This window comes from Methylomonas rivi (assembly GCF_024505165.1).
GTDB classification, from domain to species: Bacteria; Pseudomonadota; Gammaproteobacteria; order Methylococcales; family Methylomonadaceae; genus Methylomonas; species Methylomonas rivi.
In genome coordinates this window covers 1-3,612 of the sequence record NZ_JANIBK010000239.1, presented here as the reverse complement: position 1 = coordinate 3,612, position 3,612 = coordinate 1, and the positions used below count along the sequence as shown (strand labels likewise).

General features: G+C 60.1%; 5 protein-coding genes. All 5 read left to right on the top strand.

The window, feature by feature from the left end; translation table 11 throughout:
- Positions 1-364 (top strand): DUF58 domain-containing protein (locus NP596_RS20480; protein ID WP_443192635.1); only part of this gene is annotated, 364 nt, incomplete at its 5' end.
- Positions 361-1,326, top strand: coding sequence for a nonribosomal peptide synthetase MxaA (locus NP596_RS20475; RefSeq protein ID WP_256617242.1), 966 nt, complete (start codon positions 361-363; stop codon positions 1,324-1,326). The genes NP596_RS20480 and NP596_RS20475, both read left to right, overlap by 4 nt.
- Positions 1,323-2,309, top strand: a complete 987-nt coding sequence (locus NP596_RS20470; protein WP_256617241.1) for a vWA domain-containing protein — start codon at positions 1,323-1,325, stop codon at positions 2,307-2,309. Before NP596_RS20475 ends, NP596_RS20470 begins: the two co-directional genes overlap by 4 nt.
- Positions 2,306-2,866, top strand: coding sequence for an MxaK protein (locus NP596_RS20465; protein WP_256617240.1), 561 nt, complete (start codon positions 2,306-2,308; stop codon positions 2,864-2,866). Before NP596_RS20470 ends, NP596_RS20465 begins: the two co-directional genes overlap by 4 nt.
- A 136-nt stretch (positions 2,867-3,002) precedes the next feature.
- A partial coding sequence (locus tag NP596_RS20460; protein WP_256617239.1) for a vWA domain-containing protein occupies positions 3,003-3,612 on the top strand: 610 nt, incomplete at its 3' end.

Below are 3,612 nucleotides of genomic sequence, written 5' to 3'. Positions count from 1 at the left end.
GTTGTTGCCGGCCCGGCGCAGCCTAGTGTTTCTGGTCTCCGATTATCATTTTGCCTTATCCGGGCTGCGGCAAATACTGCATCCTCTGGCAATGCATGCCGTAGTGCCGGTGGTTTTGTGGCAGGCGGCCGAAGCCGCCGATTTACCCGCCTGGGGCTTGGTCCGCTTCAAGGATGCCGAAAGCCGCCGTTCCCGCACAGTGCTGATGCGCCCGGCCTTGAAGCAACGGATTAACCAAGCTTTTACGGTCCGCCGGCAACAGCTGCAACAGGTGTTCCGTTCCTTCGGCATGGAACCCTTATTTTTAAGCGGTGCCTACCGGGCCGAGGCAATGACACGCTATTTTCAACAACATACGCCATGAACAGCCGGATGCCATTTTTTTTCAGCCCCGCGGCGGCCCGCATACCGAAAGTGCTCCGCTGGGCTGCCGCCGGCCGGACTTATGCCGGCCTGCTGCTTTTACTGTTGCTGGGCGGCTGCTCCCAGGCATTCTTGCCGCCCATCAGCCGCTTCGAATTTCAAACCCCAAGGCCCTACGGCTACCTGATCGGCGATGAAATCCGCCACCGCATCGTCATTGAAACCCGCCAGGATATGCGGCTTGAGCTGAACAGCGTGCCCGGGCAAGGCGCCGTCAACCGCTGGTTGCAACTGAACCGGGTGACGGTCGAAAGCGACCGGGATAGCGGCAACACCGCCATCGACTTGGAATATCAGGTGTTCTACGCGCCGAACGAAGTAAAAATGCTCAGCATTCCCGGCTTTAGTCTGCGGTTCAGCCAAGCCGGCAAGAGCGTCGAACAGCCCGTGCCGGCCTGGCATTTCACCTTGTCGCCGCTGCAGGAGCTGGCGATCAGGAAGGACGAAAACGGGCGCGCTTACATGCGGCCGGATGTATTGCCGTCCGCCTTGACCGCCGACAGGCAATGGCTGGGTTTTTATGCGGCATTGTCGTTAAGCTTTGCAAGCGGCGGCTATCTCGCCTACTTGTACGGTTATTTTCCGGCTTGGCCGCGGCGGCGGATTTTCAAACGCGCCGCCGCCGAATTGTCGGCGCTAACGGTAGCGGACATGGAGCGGTCCCTGGCGGTCATGCATCGCGCCTTGAATACGCTATATCGGCAGCCGCTATACCAACACCGCCTGCCGGCGTTTTATCGGGCGCACCCCGAATACGCCTTGGCCGCCGCGCAACTCGACTGGTTTTTCGATTTTTCCAACCAGGTATTGTTCGCCGGCAAGCAGGATTACGGCGATCAGGAACGCGGCAAACTGGCGGAGCTGTGCGGCCTGTGCCGGGAAATCGAACGGGGCAGCCGGTGAGCGCTCTGGCTTTCGAAACCCCTTGGGCTCTGTCCGGCTTGCTGTTGGTGTTGTTGCCTTTGTTGCGCAGCAATATCCCGGCAACGCCTTACACCTGGCTGGCGATGCTGCCGGCCGATCCTCTGTCGCAATGGCTGATGCTGCTGCTCCGCCTGTTGGGCATGGCGGCGATTGCCGCGCTGGTTTTAGGCTTGTCCGGCCTGTATCTGAAAGAACAGCAAGTCGAACGCATCGGCCACGGCGCCCACATCGTGTTGTTATTGGACCGCAGCAATAGCATGGATAACTCGTTTGCCGGCAAAACCCCGGCCGGCGGCGAACAGTCCAAAGCAGACGCGGCGCGCAGGCTGCTGGGCGAATTCGTCGACAATCGTCCGCACGATCTGATCGGCATTGCCGAATACAGCACGTCGCCATTGTTCGTAATGCCGTTAACCGAAAACAAGCAAGCCATCCACGCCGCCATCGACGCCACCGCGCTGCCGGCTTTGGCCTATACCAACATCAGCAAGGGCCTTGGCATGGCGCTGTCGTTTTTCGACCATCAGCCCGTGCGGGGTTCGCGGATCGTGCTGTTGGTATCCGACGGAGCGGCGGTCATCGACCCGGACAGCGAAGCGGCCTTGCGTACGCTGTTCAAACAGCAGCAAATACGTTTGTACTGGCTGTTTTTACGCACCGAAAACAGCCCCGGCATTTTCGCCGTGCCGGAAGACAGCCGCGATGATAACGCCCAGACCATGCCTGAATTGTATTTGCATCGCTTTTTTTCCAGCCTCAATATTCCCTATCAGGCCTACGAAGCCGAAAATCCGACCGCCATGCAAAAAGCCATCGCCGACATCGACCGCCTGGAGCAGCTGCCGCTGCATTACCTGGAAACCATCCCCAAGCAGGATTTATCCGCCGCCTGTTACCGCTGGCTGGCCGTATTCATCGCCTGCCTGCTGGGCCTGAAACTGTGCGAAGCGAGGCCGGCATGAGGGCGCTGAAACACCGCTTGATCTGGGGGGTATTGCTGGCCGGCTTGCTGCTGACTAGCCTGCAGTCATACGGCCTGTACCGGATTCAGCGCGAAAACCGCTGGCTGGCGGAACTGGCCGATGGGCAGGATATCGCCGTCTCCAATTTGCCGGGCGCCTCGCCGCAAGTCCGGCTGGCGCGCGCCGTGTACCTGCGGCAAAAGCAGCGCTACGGGGAAGCGTTGGATACCTTGAGTTTGCTGATGGAACTGCCGGACAGCCGCTTGCAAGGGCAAAGCCGCTATAACCTGGGCAATGCGTATCTGGCCCAGGCCATGGCCGAAATCGAAGCCGAACGCATCGAGCAGGCCATGCCCTTGCTGAATCTGGCCAAGCAGGCCTATCGACAGGCGCTGGCGCTGGACAGCCGGTTTTGGGACGCCAAATACAATCTGGAGCTGGCGATGAAGTTGCTGCCGGAATTCGACCGTATTTCCCCGACCGAACCGGACGACGATGCAGCCCAACCCGCGCAACTGTGGACCACCGTACCGGGCTTTCCCAGGGGCTTGCCTTGAACGTACCTCTCCGCTTCCCGCGCCAGCGCGTGGAGATCATAACGTTTTGTCGTTTTGCAGGGTACGCACCGCGTAGCTTTACCCAATGTATCGCACTCTCTGCAGAAAAGGTACGCGGTGCGTACCCTACATTTTTATGAATATCCGCCCGTTATTAAAAGATTATCGCTTCTGGTGTCTGGCCTTGTCGCTGGCGGCTTTATCGGCCATGGCCGTCTATCCGGCGCAAACCCGGCAGCGGCCGGTTTATAAGCTGATGGTCGTCGTCGACATTACCCGCAGCATGAATGCCGAGGACTACCGACTGGCGGATAAACCGGCCAGCCGGCTGGCATTCGTCAGACACAGCCTGAGGGAGCTGCTGGGCCGCTTGCCGTGCCAATCGCAACTCGGCGTCGGCGTGTTTACCGAACGCCGCACTGCGGTCTTGTTCGAGCCGGTGGAGGTTTGTTCCGCGTATGGCGAACTGCAAAAAGCCATAGACGCGCTGGATTGGCGCATGGCCTGGGCGGCGGATAGCCGCATCGGCAGCGGCTTGTTGAACACCCTGCGGATGCTGAAGGATAAGGACACCGCGCTGGTATTCATCAGCGACGGCCAGGAGGCGCCGCCGCTCAACCCGCGTTACCGCACGGATTTCGCCGAGGTCAAAGGCAAACTCAAGGGCCTGCTGGTGGGCGCGGGCGGTCTGCGGCCGGTAGCGATTCCCAAATTCGACAGCCGCGGACAGCGCGACGGCGTCTACG